General features: G+C 71.0%; 17 protein-coding genes. 10 read left to right on the top strand and 7 right to left on the bottom strand.

Annotated elements, in window-relative coordinates; translation table 11 throughout:
• Positions 1-89: 89 nt before the first annotated feature.
• From ID804_RS08210 to sdhC, 4 genes are read right to left on the bottom strand one after another with little or no spacing between them, the layout of a single operon-like run.
• Positions 90-845 carry a succinate dehydrogenase iron-sulfur subunit gene (locus ID804_RS08210; RefSeq protein WP_169079583.1) on the bottom strand — a complete coding sequence of 252 codons (756 nt, stop codon included), beginning with the start codon at positions 843-845 and terminating at the stop codon, positions 90-92.
• Positions 845-2,644: a succinate dehydrogenase flavoprotein subunit gene (sdhA, locus tag ID804_RS08205; RefSeq protein ID WP_169079585.1), complete on the bottom strand. Its 1,800-nt coding sequence runs from the start codon at positions 2,642-2,644 to the stop codon at positions 845-847. Before sdhA ends, ID804_RS08210 begins: the two co-directional genes overlap by 1 nt.
• 33 nt (positions 2,645-2,677) lie before the next feature.
• Positions 2,678-3,121 carry a succinate dehydrogenase, hydrophobic membrane anchor protein gene (gene sdhD / locus ID804_RS08200; RefSeq protein WP_169079587.1) on the bottom strand — a complete coding sequence of 148 codons (444 nt, stop codon included), beginning with the start codon at positions 3,119-3,121 and terminating at the stop codon, positions 2,678-2,680.
• Positions 3,122-3,123: 2 nt separating this feature from the next.
• The gene (gene sdhC / locus ID804_RS08195; protein ID WP_317451229.1) at positions 3,124-3,513 is read right to left on the bottom strand and encodes a succinate dehydrogenase, cytochrome b556 subunit; all 390 of its coding nucleotides are present in this window, start codon (positions 3,511-3,513) and stop codon (positions 3,124-3,126) included.
• 200 nt (positions 3,514-3,713) lie between these two features.
• Here sdhC and ID804_RS08190 point away from each other — a divergent pair, with 200 nt between their 5' ends.
• The 7 genes from ID804_RS08190 (at position 3,714) to ID804_RS08160 (ending at position 12,279) form a co-directional block, all read left to right on the top strand.
• Positions 3,714-4,835: a mannose-1-phosphate guanylyltransferase gene (locus tag ID804_RS08190; protein ID WP_169079591.1), complete on the top strand. Its 1,122-nt coding sequence runs from the start codon at positions 3,714-3,716 to the stop codon at positions 4,833-4,835.
• Between the two features lie 236 nt (positions 4,836-5,071).
• Positions 5,072-6,160 (top strand): BMP family lipoprotein, encoded by a 1,089-nt coding sequence (locus ID804_RS08185; protein WP_169079593.1) that lies wholly within the window; start codon positions 5,072-5,074, stop codon positions 6,158-6,160.
• A gap of 264 nt (positions 6,161-6,424) precedes the next feature.
• Positions 6,425-7,939 carry an ABC transporter ATP-binding protein gene (locus ID804_RS08180; protein ID WP_169079595.1) on the top strand — a complete coding sequence of 505 codons (1,515 nt, stop codon included), beginning with the start codon at positions 6,425-6,427 and terminating at the stop codon, positions 7,937-7,939.
• On the top strand, positions 7,936-9,204 hold the full coding sequence (locus tag ID804_RS08175; RefSeq protein WP_169079597.1) for an ABC transporter permease: 1,269 nt from the start codon (positions 7,936-7,938) through the stop codon (positions 9,202-9,204). Before ID804_RS08180 ends, ID804_RS08175 begins: the two co-directional genes overlap by 4 nt.
• Positions 9,201-10,508 (top strand): ABC transporter permease, encoded by a 1,308-nt coding sequence (locus ID804_RS08170; protein WP_396790278.1) that lies wholly within the window; start codon positions 9,201-9,203, stop codon positions 10,506-10,508. Before ID804_RS08175 ends, ID804_RS08170 begins: the two co-directional genes overlap by 4 nt.
• Positions 10,509-10,513: 5 nt before the next feature.
• The gene (locus tag ID804_RS08165) at positions 10,514-10,957 is read left to right on the top strand and encodes a cytidine deaminase (RefSeq protein ID WP_169079599.1); all 444 of its coding nucleotides are present in this window, start codon (positions 10,514-10,516) and stop codon (positions 10,955-10,957) included.
• A gap of 23 nt (positions 10,958-10,980) precedes the next feature.
• Positions 10,981-12,279, top strand: coding sequence for a thymidine phosphorylase (locus ID804_RS08160; RefSeq protein WP_169079601.1), 1,299 nt, complete (start codon positions 10,981-10,983; stop codon positions 12,277-12,279).
• Positions 12,280-12,285: 6 nt separating this feature from the next.
• On the opposite strand, the gene uriH is transcribed toward ID804_RS08160, so the two are convergent.
• Positions 12,286-13,233: a uridine-preferring nucleoside hydrolase UriH gene (gene uriH / locus ID804_RS08155; RefSeq protein WP_169079603.1), complete on the bottom strand. Its 948-nt coding sequence runs from the start codon at positions 13,231-13,233 to the stop codon at positions 12,286-12,288.
• A 129-nt stretch (positions 13,234-13,362) separates the two neighbouring features.
• On the opposite strand from uriH, the gene ID804_RS08150 reads away from it, so the two are divergent.
• The 3 genes from ID804_RS08150 to ID804_RS08140 are packed head-to-tail and all read left to right on the top strand — an operon-like array spanning position 13,363 to position 15,234.
• On the top strand, positions 13,363-14,499 hold the full coding sequence (locus tag ID804_RS08150) for an adenosine deaminase (protein ID WP_169079605.1): 1,137 nt from the start codon (positions 13,363-13,365) through the stop codon (positions 14,497-14,499).
• Complete coding sequence (locus ID804_RS08145; protein ID WP_169079607.1) at positions 14,496-14,948, top strand: PTS sugar transporter subunit IIA; 453 nt, start codon at positions 14,496-14,498, stop codon at positions 14,946-14,948. Before ID804_RS08150 ends, ID804_RS08145 begins: the two co-directional genes overlap by 4 nt.
• Positions 14,949-14,961: 13 nt before the next feature.
• Positions 14,962-15,234, top strand: a complete 273-nt coding sequence (locus tag ID804_RS08140) for a PTS sugar transporter subunit IIB (protein ID WP_169079609.1) — start codon at positions 14,962-14,964, stop codon at positions 15,232-15,234.
• A 15-nt stretch (positions 15,235-15,249) separates the two neighbouring features.
• Here the strand turns inward: ID804_RS08140 and ID804_RS08135 are convergent, their stop codons facing one another.
• Both ID804_RS08135 and ID804_RS08130 read right to left on the bottom strand, forming a co-directional pair.
• Positions 15,250-15,864: a hypothetical protein gene (locus tag ID804_RS08135; RefSeq protein WP_169079611.1), complete on the bottom strand. Its 615-nt coding sequence runs from the start codon at positions 15,862-15,864 to the stop codon at positions 15,250-15,252.
• Positions 15,865-15,976: 112 nt separating this feature from the next.
• Positions 15,977-17,164 (bottom strand): hypothetical protein, encoded by a 1,188-nt coding sequence (locus tag ID804_RS08130; protein WP_169079613.1) that lies wholly within the window; start codon positions 17,162-17,164, stop codon positions 15,977-15,979.
• Positions 17,165-17,172 lie beyond the last annotated feature (8 nt).

Genomic DNA, 17,172 nt, shown 5'->3' with positions numbered 1-17,172 from the left:
CGGCGTGCTGTAGGGCTCATCACGAACGAGGGCCCCGGGGGAGCATCCCCGGGGCCCTCGATCGGCGCGTGCGGAACGCGCGCCGGCGCTTACGGCTTGCCGCGCAGGATCGCCTGCTTGACCTCCGCGATCGCCTTCGTGACCTCGATGCCGCGCGGGCACGCCTCCGAGCAGTTGAAGGTCGTGCGGCAGCGCCACACGCCCTCCTTGTCGTTGAGGATGTCCAGGCGCACCTGGGCGGCCTCGTCGCGGCTGTCGAAGATGAAGCGGTGCGCGTTCACGATCGCGGCCGGGCCGAAGTACTGGCCGTCGGTCCAGAACACGGGGCACGACGAGGTGCACGCGGCGCAGAGGATGCACTTCGTGGTGTCGTCGAAGCGCGCGCGCTGCTCGATCGACTGCAGGCGCTCCTTCTCGGGCTTCGAGCTCGCGATGAGGAACGGCTGCACCTGACGGTACGACTCGAAGAAGGGCTCCATGTCGACGATGAGGTCCTTCTCGAGCGGCAGGCCCTTGATCGCCTCGACGTAGATCGGCTTCGTGATGTCGAGATCCTTGATGAGGGTCTTGCACGCGAGCCGGTTGCGGCCGTTGATGCGCATGGCGTCCGAGCCGCAGATGCCGTGGGCGCATGAGCGGCGGAAGGCGAGCGTGCCGTCCTGATCCCACTTGATCTTGTGCAGGGCGTCGAGCACGCGGTCGGTCGAGTACATCTCGACGTCGAAGTCCTGCCAGTACGGCTCGGCGTCCTTCTCGGGGTCGAACCGGCGCACGATGAGGGTGACGGTGAAGGCCTGGACGGCGCCGACCTCCTGCGTGGGAGCCTCGGGGGCGGTCGTGGCCATCAGTACTTCCTCTCCATGGGCTGGTAGTGCGTGATCGTGACGGGCTTCCAATCCATGCGGATGTGGTCCTCCGGGTTCGCCGAGTGCAGGTCGCCCACGAGGTAGGCCATCGTGTGCTGCATGTAGTCGGCGTCGTTGCGGTCGGGGTAGTCGTCGCGCATGTGACCGCCGCGGCTCTCCTTGCGGTTGCGCGCAGAGAACACGACGACCTCGGCGATGTCGAGCAGGAAGCCGAGCTCGATCGCCTCGAGCAGGTCGGTGTTGAAGCGCTTGCCGCGGTCCTGGATGCCGATGTTCTGATAGCGGTCGCGCAGTTCCTGGATGGTCTTCGTAACGCTCGCGAGGCTCTCCTCGGTGCGGAACACCTGCGCGTTCTTGTCCATCTCCTCCTGCAGCGTCTTGCGCAGGGGCGCGAGGCGCTCGGGGCCGTCGGCGGCGCGAAGGCGCTCGACCATCTCGCGCACCTCGCGGGCCGGGTCCTCCGGCAGCGTGGCGAACTCGGCCGACTTGGCGTACTCAACGGCGTACTTGCCCGCGCGCTTGCCGAACACGTTGATGTCGAGCAGCGAGTTGGTGCCGAGGCGGTTCGAACCGTGCACCGAGACGCACGCGCACTCGCCGGCCGCGTAGAGGCCCTTGATGACGGTCTCGTTGTCGGCGAGCACCTCGGCCTTGATGTTCGTCGGGATGCCGCCCATCGCGTAGTGCGCGGTCGGCATCACCGGCACCGGCTCGTGCACCGGGTCGACACCGAGGTAGGTGCGGGCGAACTCGGTGATGTCGGGCAGCTTCGTCTCGAGCACCTCGGCGCCGAGGTGCGTGCAGTCGAGCAGCACGTAGTCCTTGTTCGGGCCGGCGCCGCGACCCTCGGCGACCTCCTGCACCATGCAGCGCGAGATGATGTCGCGCGGCGCGAGGTCCTTGATGGTCGGGGCGTAGCGCTCCATGAAGCGCTCACCGCTGGCGTTGCGGAGGATCGCACCCTCACCGCGAGCGCCCTCGGTGAGGAGGATGCCGAGGCCGGCGAGCCCGGTCGGGTGGAACTGGAAGAACTCCATGTCCTCCAGCGGGATGCCCTTGCGCCAGATGATGCCGACGCCGTCACCCGTGAGGGTGTGTGCGTTCGAGGTCGTCTTGTAGATCTTGCCGAAGCCACCGGTGGCGAAGACGACGCTCTTGGCGTGGAAGACGTGCAGGTCGCCCGTGGCGAGCTCGTAGGCGACGACGCCCGCGGCACGGCGCTCGCCGTCGACCTCGCTCAGCAGCAGGTCGAGCACGTAGAACTCGTTGTAGAAGTCGATGCCGAGCTTGACGCAGTTCTGGAACAGCGTCTGCAGGATCATGTGACCGGTGCGGTCGGCGGCGTAGCAGGCACGGCGCACCGGCGCCTTGCCGTGGTCGCGCGTGTGCCCGCCGAAGCGGCGCTGGTCGATCTTGCCGTCGGGCGTGCGGTTAAAGGGCAAGCCCATGTTCTCGAGGTCGATGATCGCGTCGATGGCCTCCTTCGCGAGGATCTCCGCCGCGTCCTGGTCGACGAGGTAGTCGCCGCCCTTGACGGTGTCGAAGGTGTGCCACTCCCAGCTGTCCTCCTCGACGTTCGCGAGGGCGGCGGCCATGCCGCCCTGCGCGGCGCCCGTGTGCGAGCGCGTCGGGTAGAGCTTGGAGATCACGGCGGTCTTCGCGTTCGGGCCGGCCTCGATGGCGGCGCGCATGCCGGCGCCACCGGCGCCGACGATCACGACGTCGAACTGGTGATGGTGCACCGCCTGCTCGGAGGCGGTCAGGGTGTCAGTGCTCAAGAGTTGTCTCCGCTGTGGTCGTGTGGTGCGGGATCAGAGGTCGCCGCAGAACGAGGCGACGAGCTCCGGGTCCGCGCCGACGGGGCACGGGTCGAAGGTGTAGATGACGAGCGTGCCGAGGATCAGCAGCACGGCCGTCGAGGCGGCGAGCGCGAAGTGCAGGGCGCGGCGCACGCCGGGCTTGGCGACGTAGTCGTTGACGAGCGTGCGCATGCCGTTGGCGCCGTGGATGAGCGCGAGCCACAGCAGCAGCGTGTCGTACACCTGCCAGAACGGGTCGCTGAGCTTGCCGGCGACGAAGGCGAAGTCGATCTGCTTGACGCCCTCGCCGGCGACGAGGTTGACGAAGAGGTGGCCGAAGATCAGCGCGACGAGCAGCACGCCCGAGACTCGCATGTACATCCAGCCCCACTTCTCGAGGTTGACGCCTCGGCGAGTGGTCGCGACGGGGGTGCGGGGAGCATCGATGGTCGTCATGATCAGCCTCCGAACACGGCGATGAGGTGGCGGGGCGTGAACGCGATCATGAGCACGGCCCACACGCCGAGCACGACCCAGAACAGCGTGCGCTGGTGGCGCGTGCCGGTCTCCCAGAAGTCGACGAGGATGATGCGGAGCCCATTGAGCGCGTGGAACAGGATCGCGCCGACGAGCGCGAGCTCGCCGAGGCCCATGATGGGCGTCTTGTAGGCGCCGATCACGGCGTTGTAGGCCTCAGGGCTCACCCGCACGAGCGCGGTGTCCAGGATGTGGACGAGCAGGAAGAAGTAGATCGCCACACCGGTGATGCGGTGCAGCACCCACGACCACATGCCCTCGCGGCCGCGGTACAGCGTGCCGGCGATGGCGGGAGGTCGGGGGGCGGGCACGGTCAGGGGAGCCGAGCTGGACGCTGCGGTTCCCGCTACCTTCGCTGGCACGAGAAACCCTCCTCAGGGCAAGGACGACGGGCGCAGGATTCTGCGTCCTTGAACTCCGGTGAGTACCGGTCTCGACTGGTGGCCGCCGATGGTCCTCATCCTACGTTCCCTTTCTGAGTGCTCCCGCCCGCGACGCTAGGGTGACGGGCATGCGAGAGCTCGAGGGCGGCCTGCCCGACTTCCACGCGATCATCCCCGCCGGGGGCGTCGGCTCGAGACTGTGGCCGCTGTCGCGCGCGGAGGCGCCGAAGTTCCTCCACGACCTCACCGGCACGGGCCGCACCCTCCTGCGCGAGACGTGGGAGCGCCTGCTCCCGCTCGCCGGCGGCGACGGGATCATGGTCGTCACGGGCCGCGCGCACCGCGCCGCCGTGCAGCAGCAGCTGCCGGAGCTGGGCGCCGCCAACCTCGTGCTCGAGGCCGAGCCGAAGGAGTCGTCGGCCGCGATCGGCCTCGCGGCGGCCATCCTGCATCGTCGCAATCCCGATGTCGTCGTCGGGTCATTCGCCGCCGACCACGTCATCACCGACGCCGAGCGCTTCCGCCGCGCGGTCGCCGAGGCCGTCGCCGTCGCGCGCACTGGCCTCATCACGACGATCGGCATCACGCCGACCGAGCCCTCGGTGGGCTTCGGCTACATCCACTGCGGCGCACCGCTCGAGATCGACGGGGCCCCGCACGCCGAGCTCGTCGACCGCTTCGTCGAGAAGCCCGACCTGGAGACGGCCACCGAGTACGTGCGCTCGGGCGACTACCTGTGGAACGCGGGCATGTTCATCTCGCGAGCGGATGCCCTGCTCGAGCAGCTCGCGGCGACGCGGCCCGAGCTGCACCAGGGCCTGCTCGAGATCGCGGCGGCGTGGGACACCGACCGCCGCGACGACGTCGTCGACGCCACCTGGCCGATGCTGACGAAGATCGCCATCGACTACTCCGTCGCCGAGCCCGCGGCGGAGGCCGGCCGGCTCGCGGTCGTGCGCGGCGACTTCCCCTGGGACGACGTGGGCGACTTCTCGTCGCTCGCGAAGCTGCTCTCCGGCGGTCGACCGGGCGACCTGGCGATCCTGGGGGAGGGCGCGCGCGTGCTCGCCGACTCCTCCAGCGGCGTCGTGGTGAGTCAGAGCCCTCGCCTGATCTCGCTCGTGGGGGTGCGCGACATCGTCGTCGTCGATACGCCGGATGCTCTGCTCGTGACCACGCGCGAGCACGCACAGCGGGTCAAGGCCGTCGTCGACGCCATCAAGTCGGCGGGGCGCAGCGACCTGCTCTAGCCCGCTCCGCGGCGCCATAGGCGGCGCCGCGCTCCGCGCGATCCGTGCTCATTCGAGCAGAAGCGGGTGGGATCCGCGGCGAGATCCGCGTGTTTCCGCGGGATTCCGCACGAGTCGCAGTTCCGTAACGCTTGCGGTTCTCGGGCCTTCCGGCACTGATGAGGGGCGATGCCGGGCGCTAACGTAATCGGCATCCACCCAGCGCCCCCGCTGGGCACCGTTTTTTGGAGGACACAGTGACGTTCACTTCCCGCAAGACCGCCTTCAGCGGTCTCGCCCTTCTCGGCGCGAGCGCGCTCGTGCTCGCCGGGTGCGCGGCGGCCCCGGAGGAGGAGCCCGGCGCGACCCCGACCGACGAGGCGCCCGACTTCTACCCCTGCATGGTGTCGGACGCCGGCGGCTTCGACGACAAGTCGTTCAACCAGGCCGGCTACACGGGCCTGGAGGACGCCGCGAACGACCTCGGCGTCGAGTTCAACGCGGTCGAGTCGGCTGACGAGAACGCCTACGGCCCGAACGTGACGAGCCTCGTCGACGAGGGCTGCGACCTGATCGTGACCGTCGGCTTCCTGCTGGCCGAGGCCACGACGGAGGCGTCGACGGCCAACCCCGACATCAACTTCGCGATCATCGACGAGTTCGTCGAGGGCGAGAACGTCAAGCCGATCCAGTTCAACACGGTCGAGGCGGCCTTCCTCGCCGGCTACGCGGCCGCGAGCTACTCGAAGACCGGCTTCGTCGGCACCTTCGGCGGCATCCAGATCCCGCCCGTGACGATCTTCATGGACGGCTTCGTCCAGGGCGTCGAGTACCACAACGAGGTCAAGGGCACGAACGTCCAGGCGCTCGGCTGGGACTTCGAGGGCCAGACCGGCGCCTTCACCGGTGGCTTCGCTCCCGGCACCGAGGCGCTCACCACGGCGCAGGGCCTCATCGACCAGAACGTCGACGTGCTCATGCCCGTCGGCGGCCCGATCTACCAGAGCGCCGCGGAGGCCATCCGCGACTCCGGCCGTGAGATCGCCCTCATCGGCGTCGACTCCGACGTCTACGAGACCGACCCCTCGGTCGCCGACCTGCTCCTGACCTCGGTGCTGAAGAACATCGCGGTCGGCGTCTACGACGTCACGACCGGTGCTGCCGAGGGCAACTTCGACAACACCCCGTTCATCGGCACGCTCGAGAACGGCGGCCTCGGCCTCGCCCCCTTCCACGACTTCGAGTCGAAGGTCAGCCCCGACCTCGCTGCGGAGCTCGAGGAGGTCACGGCCGGCATCATCGACGGCTCGATCGAGGTCACCTCGCCGGCGTCGCCCGGCCAGTAGTCCGGAACAGCTCCATCCCGGGGGAGGTCAGCGCGGCTGGCCTCCCCCGGTCCCGTTCCCGGGCGGTGACGCCCGATCGATCATGATCCGCGGATGCCCTGCTGCTGCTCAGATGCGCACCCACCTGCTCAGATCCCGGTCGGGCGGCTCCTCTACAGTGGAGCATCGGGCACACCGCGGTCGCCCTGAACGCGGCACGAGCATCCCGACCCCCGCTCACGGAGAGCGCCGTCGCGACCCCGACGGCGCAGGAAGGCACGGAGCATGAAACTCGAGCTTCGTGGCATCACCAAGCGCTTCGGCGCCCTGGTCGCCAACGACCACATCGACCTCGTGGTCGAGCCCGGCGAGATCCACTGCCTGCTCGGCGAGAACGGTGCGGGCAAGTCCACCCTCATGAACGTCCTCTACGGGCTGTACCAGGCCGACGAAGGGCAGATCCTGCTCGACGACGTCGTGCAGGCCTTCTCCGGTCCCGGTGACGCGATGAACGCCGGCATCGGCATGGTGCACCAGCACTTCATGCTGATCCCCGTCTTCACCGTCGCCGAGAACGTCATGCTCGGCAACGAGTCCACGAAGCCCGGCGGTCTGCTCGACCTCGACGCCGCCCGCGCCAAGGTGGAGGAGATCTCCGCCCGCTTCGGCTTCGACATTGACCCGGATGCGCGCATCGAGGATCTCCCCGTCGGCGTGCAGCAGCGGGTCGAGATCATCAAGGCCCTCTCGCGCAACGCCAACGTGCTCGTGTTCGACGAGCCGACCGCGGTGCTCACGCCGCAGGAGACCGACGAGCTCATGGCGATCATGCGCCAGCTCAAGAGCGAGGGCACCTCGATCGTCTTCATCACCCACAAGCTCCGCGAGGTGCGCGAGGTGGCGGACCGCATCACGGTGATCCGCCTCGGCAAGGTCGTCGGTGAGGCCTCGCCGACCGCGACCAACGCCGAGCTGGCCTCGCTCATGGTCGGTCGTGCTGTCGACCTCACGGTCGACAAGGATCCGGCGACGCCGGGCGATGACGCCCTCGTCGTGCGCGACCTCACCGTCACCGACCACGTCGGCCAGGTACTCGTCGACCACGTCTCGTTTACGCTGCGGCGCGGCGAGATCCTCGCCATCGCGGGCGTGCAGGGCAACGGCCAGACCGAGCTCACCGAGGCGATCATGGGTCTGCAGCACCGCGTGCTCGGCTCGATCACCCTCGACGGCGACGAGCTCATCGGCAAGTCCACCCGCGGCGTGCTCGACGCGGGCGTCGGCTTCGTGCCGGAGGACCGCAAGGAGGACGGCTTGGTCGGCGAGATGACGATCGCCGAGAACCTCATGCTCGATCGCTCGACCGGCGAGCCCTTCGTCAAGCGCGGCACGCTGCAGCTCGCCGAGCTCGCCCGGTTCGCCACCGAGAAGGTTCGCGAGTTCGACGTCCGGGCGCAGGGCATCATGACCCGCGTGGGCCGGCTCTCCGGCGGCAACCAGCAGAAGGTCGTGCTGGCGCGCGAGCTCAGCCGCGAGCTGCGGCTGTTCATCGCCGCCCAGCCGACGCGCGGTCTCGACGTCGGCTCGATCGAGTTCGTGCACAAGCGCATCGTCGAGACCCGCGACGCCGGCGTGCCGGTCATCGTCGTCTCGACCGAGCTCGACGAGGTCGTCGCGCTCGCCGACCGCATCGCGGTCATGTACCGCGGGCGCATCGTGGGCATCGTGCCCGGCGACACGCCCCGCGACGTCCTCGGACTGATGATGGCCGGCGAGACGCCGGCGGAGGTGGCCGCATGAGCACGACGACCAGCCCCGCGACCCCCGCGGCAGCTCCCGAGACGCCGGCCGCGCCCCGGTCGAACCAGATCATGCGCGAGATCCTCGGCGGCTCCGCCGCGATCTCGGTGCTAGCGGTCGTGCTCGCCCTCGTCGCCGGCGGCATCCTCATCATCCTCACCGACGAGCGAGTCGCCGAGACCTCGGGCTATTTCTTCGCCCGCCCCGGCGACACGCTCGGCGCGGCCTGGCAGGCGGTCAGCGGTGCGTACACGGCGCTCTTCCGCGGCTCGGTCTTCAACTACGAGACCGACCGGGGCTTCGCGATCGCGATCCGGCCGCTGCTCGAGACGCTGACCTTCGCGACCCCGCTCATCGCGGCGGGTCTCGGCGTGGCCCTGGCGTTCCGCGTCGGCCTGTTCAACATCGGTGGCCGCGGGCAGATGCTCATCGCCGCCGCCGCCGCGGGCTACGTCGGCGCCTACATCCCGATGCCGCCCGTGCTGCACCTCGTGGTGGCCCTCGTCGTCGGCATCATCGGCGGCGCGCTCTGGGGTGGCATCGTCGGTCTGCTGAAGGCGCGCACCGGCGCGCACGAGGTGATCGTCACGATCATGCTCAACTACATCGCCTTCTACCTCGTGTCGTTCCTGCTGCGCACCCCCGGTGCGCTGCAGGCGCCCGGGCAGAACAACCCCAAGTCGGGCCCGATCCTCGAGTCGGCGCAGTACCCGAGCCTGCTCGGCCCGCAGTACAACCTCGATCTCGGCTTCATCCTCGTGATCGTGGCGACCATCTACGTCTGGTACCTGCTCAACCGCTCGGCCATGGGCTTCCAGTTCCGTGCCGTCGGCGAGAACCCGCACGCGGCGCAGGTGGCCGGCATCAACGTCAAGAGCGTCTACGTCAAGGTCATGCTCATCGCGGGCGCGCTCGTCGGGCTCGCCGGCGTGCAGCAGGTGCTCGGCACCTTCACGGGCGGCTTCGCCGCCGGGCTCGACGCCGGCATCGGCTTCGACGCGATCACGGTGGCGCTGTTGGGCCGGTCGAAGCCGTGGGGCGTGTTCTTCGCCGGCATCCTCTTCGGCGCGCTCAAGGCGGGCTCGTTCACGATGCAGAGCGCCGAGGGCATCCCCGTCGACATCGTGCTCGTCGTGCAGAGCTTCATCGTGCTCTTCATCGCGGCGCCGCCGCTCGTGCGCGCCATCTTCCGACTGCCGACGCCCGACGGCAGCTTCCAGTGGCGCGCACCCAAGCTCGCCCGCAAGGCGGAGGTGTCGAAGTGACCGCTGCTCCCCTGACCACCGCCCCCACGGCCTCCGCGCCGGGAGCCCCCGCGTCGATCGCGGTGCGCAGCTGGAAGGCGCCGATCGCGTTCGCGATCTTCACCGTCATCGCGATCGTGCTGTTCTTCGTCGTCGGGCGACCCGACGTCGACGGCAACCCGATCACGAGCTACCGGCTCTCCGAGGGTCGTGACGCGATCCAGCTGCCCCCGCTCGAGCTGGGGCTCGCCGAGACGACGATCGTCGTGGCGATCCTCATGGCCGCCGCGACGGTCGGCGCCTTCCTGCTGGCCCGCGCGGCGATCAAGGTGCCCCTGTGGCTCACGACCGTGTTCGCGGTGCTCTTCGTCGTCGGCTTCCTCACCTGGGCGGCTGCCGGCGCGACGGTGCCGCTCGTCGGCCTCCTCGCCGGGGCGCTCACGGTCAGCACGCCGCTCATCTTCGGCTCGCTCGGCGGGGTGATCTCCGAGCGCGTCGGCGTCGTGAACATCGCCATCGAGGGCCAGCTGCTCGGCGGCGCCTTCATGGCCGCGATGCTCGCCACGCTCACGGGCAACCCGTTCGTCGGCCTGCTCGGCGCCATGGTCGCCGGCGCGCTCGTCTCGTTCGTGCTCGCCGCGTTCGCGATCAAGTACCTCGTCGACCAGGTCATCGTCGGCGTCGTGCTCAACGTGCTCGTGCTCGGCCTGACGAGCTTCCTGTACTCGACCGTCATGGTGCCCAACGCCGAGACGTTCAACTCGCCCGAGAAGTTCGAGCGCATCGCCCTGCCGCTGCTGAGCGAGATCCCCGTGCTCGGGCCGATCCTGTTCCGGCAGACGATCATCGTCTACCTCATGTACCTCGCGATCTTCCTGGTCTGGTTCGGCCTGTTCAAGACTCGCTGGGGGTTGCGCCTGCGCTCGGTCGGCGAGCACCCGACCGCGGCCGACACCGTCGGCATCAACGTGCGCGGCACGCGCTTCTGGAACGTGCTGCTCGCCGGCGCGATCGTCGGCGGCGGCGGGGCGTTCTTCACGCTCGCTGCGGTCGGCTCGTTCGGCAAGGACATGACCAACGGCGCGGGCTTCATCGCCCTCGCGGCGGTCATCTTCGGTCGATGGGATCCGATACGGGCGACGCTCGCCGCCCTGCTCTTCGGCTTCGCCACGAACCTGCAGTCCACCCTGTCGATCGTGGGCTCGCCGGTGCCGAGCGAGTTCATGCTCATGCTCCCGTACGTCGTCACGATCGTCGCGGTTGCCGGCTTCGTCGGCCTCTCGCGGCCCCCGGCGGCGTCGGGCAAGCCCTATCTGAAGGCCTAGGGCGCATGAGCGACGCGAGCGGAGCATCCGCCGCCATCGACTGGGACGCGCTGCGCGCCGTCGCGATGGAGGCGATGCGGAAGGCCTACGTGCCGTACTCGAGGTTCCCCGTCGGGGTCGCCGCGATCGTCGACGACGGTCGCGTGATCTCCGGCTGCAACGTCGAGAACGCCTCCTACGGGCTCACCCTGTGCGCCGAGTGCGCGCTCGTGTCGAGCCTGCACATGACCGGTGGGGGCAAGCTCGTCGCCTTCACGTGCGTCGACGGCAACGGCGGCGCCCTCATGCCGTGCGGCCGCTGTCGGCAGCTGCTGTTCGAGCACTCGGCGGAGGGCATGCTGCTCGAGACCGTCTCGGGCATCAGAACGATCGACGAGGTGCTGCCCGACGCGTTCGGGCCGCGCACGCTGGCCGCCTTCCACGACGGCACTCACGACACCGGCGCCTGAGGCGTCGCAAAAGGAGAACCACCATGGCTGTCGAGCCGTTCGACGTCGTCGACCTCATCCGCACCAAGCGCGACAAGGGCGCCCTCACCACCGAGCAGATCCAGTGGATGATCGACGCCTACACGCGCGGCTACGTCGCCGACGAGCAGATGTCGGCCATGACGATGGCGATCTTCCTCAACGGCATGAGCCGCGAGGAGGTGCGCGACATGACCCTCGCCATGGTCGCGACCGGCACGCGCCTCGACTTCTCCGGCCTGTCGAAGAAGACCACGGACAAGCACTCGACCGGCGGCGTGGGCGACAAGATCACGCTGCCGCTGGCGCCGCTCGTCGCCTCGTTCGGCGTCGCGGTGCCGCAGCTCTCCGGCCGCGGGCTGGGCCACACGGGGGGCACGCTCGACAAGCTCGAGAGCATCCCCGGATGGCGCGCGAACGTCACCGTCGACGAGATGATGGCGCAGCTCGAGAGCGCCGGCGCGGTCGTCTGCGCCGCCGGCTCGGGCCTCGCCCCCGCCGACGGCAAGCTCTACGCGCTGCGCGACATCACCGGCACGGTCGAGTGCATCCCGCTCATCGCTTCCTCGATCATGTCGAAGAAGATCGCCGAGGGCACGGCCGCGCTCGTGCTCGACGTGAAGTTCGGCTCGGGCGCCTTCCTGAAGGACATCGAGCTCTCGCGCGAGCTCGCCAAGGTCATGGTGCGCCTCGGTGAGGATGCCGGCGTCGCCACGCGCGCCGTGCTCACCAACATGAACGTGCCGCTCGGGCTCGCCATCGGCAACGCCAACGAGGTGCGCGAGTCGGTCGAGGTGCTCGCCGGCGGGGGCCCCGCCGACGTCGTCGAGCTGACCGTGACGCTCGCGCGCCACATGCTCGAGCTCGCCGGCATCATCGACGCCGACGTCGAGGGCGCCCTGCGGAACGGGCAGGCGATGGACACGTGGAACGCGATGATCCGCGCCCAGGGCGGCGACCCGGGTGCGCGCATGGCGACGGCCAACGAGCACCACGTCGTCACGGCCGACCGCGACGGCGTGCTCGTCGAGCAGCACGCGCTGCCGTTCGGCATCGCAGCCTGGCGCCTCGGCGCCGGCCGCGCGCGCAAGGAGGACCCGGTCGACCACGCCGCGGGCATCGACCTGCACGCGAAGCCCGGCGACACCGTGACGAAGGGCCAGCCGCTGTTCACGATGCACACCAACGAGGCGGCGCGCTTCGATCGCGCCCTCGAGGCGCTCGAGGGCGGGTACCGCATCGGTGACGCGGGCGACGAGGTTCAGACCGGCGGCCCGCTCATCGCGGGGGTCGTCGAGGCCTAGGAGCCCCTACGGCTCCACCTCGCCGATGCGCTCGAGCGCGTCGACGACGAGTGCCCAGAAGCGGTCGTTGTCGAGATCCATCGCGACGCTCGTCGTGCAGCCCTCGGGCGCCGGCGCACGGAGGTCGGCCACGGTCATGCCCACGGTGAGGGCGCCCGTGAGCTCGACGTCGAGGGGTGCGCGCACGGTGCGCATGATGCTCGGGTCGATGACGTAGGCGACCGCGCACGGGTCGTGCACGGGCGGGTGGTTGAAGCCCTGCGCGTCTTTGTACGTGTGGCCGAAGAACTCCAGCAGCTCGCCGACGAAGCGTGCCGGGCCGGTACCGACGGCCGCGATGCGCGCCGCGACCTCGGGGGTCGCGAGCGCCTGGTGGGTCGCGTCGAGCCCGACCATCACGAGCGGCCACGGCTCGTTGAACACGATGTGCGCGGCCTCCGGGTCGATGACGATGTTGAACTCGCTCACCGCGCTCCAGTTGCCGACGTGCACCCCGCCTCCCATGAGCACGACCTGCTTGACGCGCTCGACGATGCGGGGCTCCTTCCGCACGGCGAGCGCGATGTTCGTGAGTGCGCCGGTGGGCACGAGCGTCACGGTGCCCGGCTCGTGAGCCATGACGCGGTCGATGATGAGGTCGACGGCATGCCGGGCATCCAGCTCGATCGCCGGTTCCGGCAGCACGGGGCCGTCGAGACCCGATTCTCCGTGGATGCTCGGCGCCGTCTCGATCGCGCGCACGAGCGGTCGGTGCGCACCCCGCGCGAACGGCACGTCGGTGATGCCGGCCACGCGCGCCACGGCGAGCGCGTTGCGCGTGACCTTCTCGATCGTCTGATTGCCCATGACGGTCGTGACCGCGAGCAGCTCGATGTCGGGGGAGCCGTGGGCGAGCAGGAGGGCGACGGCGTCGTCGTGGCCGGGGTCGCAGTCGAGGATGATCTTCTCGGGCATGCTCCGAGCCTAGGGCCGACCATCCGCCCCGCAGACACGCTCGCGCGCGCCGCACGGGAGCCCGTCACCGCACCCCGGAGCATCGCTCGGCATGATCACGAAGCCGTAACGAACCGGTAGGTTTGAGGCATGACGACGGCGACGACGACCCTCCTGCCCGGCACCGACGTGGTGCTCGAGTCGCTGCCGAAGGTGTCGCTGCACGACCACCTCGACGGGGGGCTGCGGCCGCAGACGATCGTCGAGCTCGCCGCCGACGCGGGCGTCGAGCTGCCGACCACCGACGCCGACGAGCTCGGCGCCTGGTTCGCCGAGAAGAGCAACTCCGGCTCGCTCGTGGAGTACCTGAAGACCTTCGCGATCACGACCGCCGTCATGCAGACCCGGGAGGGCCTCGAGCGCGTCGCCCGCGAGGCCGTGCTCGACCTCGCCGCGGACGGCGTCGTGTGGGGCGAGCTGCGCTGGGCTCCAGAGCAGCACCTCGAGCGCGGCCTGAGCCTCGACGAGACCGTGGAGGCGGTGCAGGCCGGCATCGAGGCGGGCGTGGCCGAGGCGCGCGCCGCCGGCCACCGCATCCGCATCGGTCAGCTCGTGAGCGCCATGCGCCACGCCGACCGCGGCCTCGAGATCGCCGAGCTGGCCGTGCGCCACCGCGACAACGGCGTCGTCGGCTTCGACATCGCCGGTGCGGAGGCGGGCTTCCCGCCCAGCCGGCTGCGCGACGCCTTCGACCATCTCGCCGCGAGCTTCTTCCCGGCCACCGTGCACGCCGGTGAGGCCGACGGTCTCGAGTCGATCCGCGGGGCGCTGCTCGACGGTCGCGCGCTGCGCCTCGGCCACGGCGTGCGCCTGGCCGAGGACATCGAGATCACGACCGAGGGCGAGGCGACCTACGCGCGCCTCGGCGAGCTCGCCGAGTGGGTGAAGGATCGCGGCATCGCCCTCGAGGCGAGCCCGAGCTCGAACCTGCAGACCGGCGCGATCGCCCAGTGGGGCGACGAGATTGTCGACCACCCGCTCGACCTCTTCTACCAGCTGGGCTTCCGCGTCACCGTGAACACCGACAACCGCCTCATGAGCGGCACGACCCTGAGCCGCGAGCTCGCGCTCGTCGCCGAGGCCTTCGGCTACGACCTCGACGACCTGCTCGCGCTGCAGCTCAACGCGGCCGAGGCGGCGTTCCTGCCCGTCGAGGATCGCGCCGAGCTCGCCGAGCTCATCGTCGAGGGGTTCGAGGCCGCGATGGCGGGTGACATCGCCGAATGAGCCTGCCTCCCCTCGCCGACCGCGCCATCGTGCTGCGCGCCCGCGCCGCCGACTGGCGCGAGGCGGTGCGGATCGCCGGCGACGCCCTCGTCGACAGCGGCTGCACCACGCACGAGTACACCGAGGCGATGCTCCGCATGGTCGACGACCACGGGCCGTACATCGTCATCGCGCCGGGCCTCGCGCTCGCGCACGCCCGCCCCGGCGCCGACGTGCGCACCGACGGCCTCTCGGTCGTCACGCTCGCGCAGCCGGTCGAGTTCGGGCACGCCCACAACGACCCGGTGCGCGTCGTCATCGGCCTGGCCGGGGTGGCGCCGGATGTCCACCTCGCGGCCGTCGCGGCCCTCGCGAACGCCTTCAACGACTCGGCCGCGATCACCGCGGTCGCCGAGGCGCCGACCCGTGAGGCCGTGCGCGCCATCCTCGAGCGCTCGGACCACGCGTGACGGCGGCGGGCCGATGAAGATCGTCGCGATCTGCGGGGCCGGCATCGGCTCGAGCGGCATCCTCAAGGTCAACGCCGAGCGCGTGCTGCAGCGCCTCGGCCTGTCGGCGACGGTCGTCGCCGCCGACATCGGCTCGGTCGCGAGGGTCGCGGCCGACGCGCAGGTGATCCTCACGAGCGCCGAGTTCGTCGACGCGATCGGCGCCACGCGCGCCGACGTCGTCGTGATCGAGAACCACTTCGACACCGACGAGCTCAGCCGCAAGCTCGAGGCCGCGATCGGCTGACGTCGCGGCGCCCGGTCAGCCGGCGGTGTCGTCGTCGTCGAGCCGGGCATCCTCGCGCTGCCGCTTGAGTCGCAGCGCGAGCGCGATCACCAGACCGATCGCGGCGACGGTCACGATCGTGCCCGTGTACGCGAACAGCGCGAGCCCGACGAGGACGGCGACCGCGACGCCGACGACGGCGATGCGCTCGGGCCGGCGCGCCGGCCCTGCCGTCGGCAGCAGGGCGACCGCCGCGACGCCCGCCGCGATCGCGGTCGTGAGGAACAGCGGCAGGGCGAGCTCGCGGGGCACGACGGTGAGCGGCGCGGCCGCGGCCTCGACCGCGAGCACGAGCGGGCGCACGAGCAGCAGCGCGAGCGCGACGCCCAGCAGCCACGGCGGCTGCGCGGGCCGGCCGACGAGCGACACGACGGCGAGCAGCAGCGGCACGAGGCCAAGCAGCGCGAGGGCGCTGCCGCCGAGGTAGAGGGGCACGAGCGCACCCTGATCGCTCGCGTCGAGGGCGCCGAGCGCCAGCAGCAGCGAGGGCCCCCACCCGCCGACGACGGTGAGCGCGAGGGCGACGACGGCGAGCGCGAGCCCTCGCTGCGGCATCGCGGGTCGGGCGAGCGCCTGCAGCAGAGCCGTCATGGTTCCATCCAAGCAGACCGGCGCGAGCGCCCCGACGGATGCTCCATGCCGACCGCTCCGACGGATGCTCCCGGCCAACCGCCGCGGACGGTGCGAGCCGCTTGTGCCCGGCTCAGCGTCGCGGCGCGCGTCGCGGCCCGCGCCGCACGGCGAGCAGCGTCGGCACGACGGCCGCGAAGGCTAGCAGCAGCCCTCCGGAGCTCACGATGACGAGCCACCAGGCGGTGGCCGCGACGATTGCGACGAGCACGGCGCTCTCCGCACCGGTGCCGAAGCCGAGGCGGGCGAGCGCGCCCGCGAGCAGGGCGACCCCCACCGATTGCGCGGCGACGGCGGCGAGGAACACGGCGTCGGTCGGCACCGCGAGCAGCGCGAGGGAGGCGAGGGCGAGCATCCCGCCGCCCGCCGCGAGCCACGGCCGCAGCGTCGGGAGCGCGCCGCGCAGGAGGGCGAGCAGCGCTGCGAGCGGCAGCACGGCGAGGGAGGCCGCGGCGAAGCCCTGCCCGGTGGCCGTGCCGCCGTCGTCGAGGGCCGAGCCGACCGCGACGCCCACAGCCCAGGCGACGACGACGACGCCGATCGCGGTGACGCCGAGCCCGACCGCCCGACGACGCTCGCGCGGGCTCAGCGCCGGGCCTCGCCGGCGCTCGCGCTCGACGTCGCGCGGGTCGGGACCCTGTGCGGCGGCGCGGTCGCCGGCGCGCACGAGCGCGCGCTCCCGGGCCTCGAGCGCGCGGGCGCGTCGGCGGTGGCCCGCGCGATCGGCGACGCCGATGAGCACCGCCCCGGCCATGATGAGCTCGGGCGCCGCGCCCGCCGCCATGAAGGGAATCGCGAAGCCGGCGCCGGCGATGCCCGACCAGACGTGGGCGGCCATGGCCTCCACGTGCGGGCGGATGAGGATCGCGGTCGAGGCCGCTGCCGCAGCCGCAGCGGTCACGACGCCGACCGCGGCCGTCGTGCCGATGATGCCGATGTCGCGCTCGGGGCCGTTGTTGAGCAGCCAGATGACGCCTACGGCGGCGAGCCCCGTGGCCACCGCCATGACGATCGCGGCCGCTGCGGGCGTGCGCTCGAGGCGATCGTCGCCGCGCCGCGACCACAGCAGCACGAGCGCGACCGCCGCGACGAGGATGCCGCTCGTGCGCAGCGCCCCGCCCACGGCGGCGTCACCGAGGGCGCCCGCGCCGATGCCGAGCGCGTCGACGACGAGCGCGGCCACGAGGGCGCGCGCGACGCCGCGACTCAGCAGCGGCTCCTGCGCGAGCGGGCGGCGCGGCGGCGTGTCGGGCTGGCTCACGCAGTCAT

This window comes from Microcella alkalica, assembly GCF_014595885.1.
Taxonomy (GTDB): domain Bacteria; phylum Actinomycetota; class Actinomycetes; order Actinomycetales; family Microbacteriaceae; genus Microcella; species Microcella alkaliphila_B.
The sequence above is the reverse complement of the archived record's forward strand: the minus strand, read 5'-3'. Positions and strand labels throughout refer to the sequence as shown.